The 2,014-nt window shown below is 53.6% G+C and carries 1 protein-coding gene; it reads right to left on the bottom strand.

All coding sequences use genetic code 11. The features are described from left to right. Positions 1–2,014: putative Ig domain-containing protein (locus tag ABF87_RS14240; RefSeq protein WP_160829785.1), on the bottom strand; the 2,014-nt coding region annotated here is incomplete at both ends.

Genomic DNA, 2,014 nt, shown 5'->3' with positions numbered 1-2,014 from the left:
AATGATATCCGTTCCCATCAGTGTTGGAGCACCAGCCAATTGAATCTGCAAGTCGGCGGCAAAGTTTCCATTCACATTTGCCTCCAGCAAGCCCGTGGTTGCATCATAACGAACTTGCCCAGGTGCTGTGAACGCTGCATTACCGATGAATTGGAAGGTATTGTTTCCTCCGCCATTCGTGGTATTGGCATCGAGCGCGCTGAGGTCGATACGGTCAGCGCCGCTGACAAACCCGACGATGGTATCCTGATTGGCTCCGAAGGAATGCGCCGTGGCGGCATACACGAAGGTATCGCTGCCTGCTCCGCCCGTCAACGTATCGGCACCAGCGCCTCCGGTCAAGGTATCGTTTCCACCTTCGCCGTTGAGCGTATCATTACCGGCATCGCCGACCAGATTATTGTTGTTGCTGTTGCCGATGAGAATGTTGTTGAAAGCATTGCCGGTCGCATTGATCGCACTGGCGCCTGTCAGCGTGATATTCTCAAGCTGCGTACCTGCCAGGCTCTTCGTGATCGAGGTCTGTATTGTGTCAATACCTTCATTGGCAAGTTCGTTGATACTATCTGCGGTGCTATTGATGATATAGGTATCATTGCCCTTGCCGCCTGTCAACGTATCGTTTCCAAGTACGCCATCCAGCGTGTCATTGCCATCGCCACCAATCAAGGTATCGTTGCCGCCCAAGCCGCTGAGAATGTTGTCTTGCGCATTGCCGGTGATCAGATTGGCTTGCGTGTTGCCTGTGCCGTTGATAGCCGATAAGCCTGTTAGCGTAAGGTTTTCGACATTCCCAGGCAGTGTATAGCTGACGCTGCTGTTGACGCTATCGGTGCCGTTATTGTTGGCTTCGGTAACGACGTCACCGACGTTATCAACAATATAAACATCGTTGCCTCCTGCACCGATCAAGGTATCCGCACCTGCACCTCCATCCAGCTGATTATTTCCTGCATTGCCAGTTATAACGTTAGCCAATGTGTTTCCTGTGCCATTGATGTTTGTCGTGCCACCGGTCAAGGTCAGGTTTTCGACATTGGCTGATAATGTGTAGGTCACGCTACTGTTGACTCTGTCGATGCCTTCGTTGGCATTCTCAGTGATGGCGTCGGCTGTGCTATCGATGGTGTAAGTGTCATCTCCCAATCCGCCGATCAGAATATCCGCGCCTGCGCCGCCATTGAGCGTATCGTTACCGGCGTTCCCGATGAGCGTATCGATTCCGCCATTTCCGTTGAGGATATTATCGGCCGCATTGCCGGTGAGCGTGTTTGCCAGGCCATTGCCGGTGCCGTTGATAGCCGAAGTACCGATCAATGTAAGGTTCTCGAGGTTGCCTGACAGAGTATAGGTCACGCTGCTGAAGATCGCATCGATGCCGGCATTGGCGTTCTCGGTGACGAGGTCGCCGGCGTTATCGACGAAATAGGTATCGTTGCCTGCGCCGCCGATCAAGGTGTCTGCGCCTGCCGCGCCATCGAGGATGTTGTTGCCGGCATTGCCTCTGAGGGTATCTCTAAAAGCGCTACCGATCAGGTTATCGATATTGGTCAGCGTATCGAGTCCGCTTCCGCCAGTGTTCTGCTGACCATTAATGGCCAGAGAAACGTTTACGAGGCCGGAAGCGAGGCCGTATGTTGCGGTATCGTTAGCCGAGGTGCCGGCAAGCGTATCGTTGCCATTGCTGCTGACCAGCAACTGACCTGCTTCGAACAGGGTCACAGCGATGATCAACGGTGCACTGATGGCTGCGCCATGGGTATCGGTTGCGGTGACATTCAATGCATAGGTGCCGCGATCATCAAAGCCAGGTGTTCCTGAAACCAGGCCTGACGATGAGTTGATGTGCAACCAGGATGGCAATGGGCTTCCATTGGCCAGAGTGGCGCTGTAGCTTAAGACATCGGACAGATCCGGATCACTGAAGGAAGCACTGGCATTGTAGCTCCAGCCTGTAGTGTCGAATTTGACGGCTTGATCGGTCAGCGGTGTTACCAATGTGGGTGCTTGGTTG

Source organism: Nitrosomonas sp. JL21, from assembly GCF_009833095.1.
In the GTDB taxonomy this organism is placed as follows: domain Bacteria; phylum Pseudomonadota; class Gammaproteobacteria; order Burkholderiales; family Nitrosomonadaceae; genus Nitrosomonas.
The sequence above is the reverse complement of the archived record's forward strand: the minus strand, read 5'-3'. Positions and strand labels throughout refer to the sequence as shown.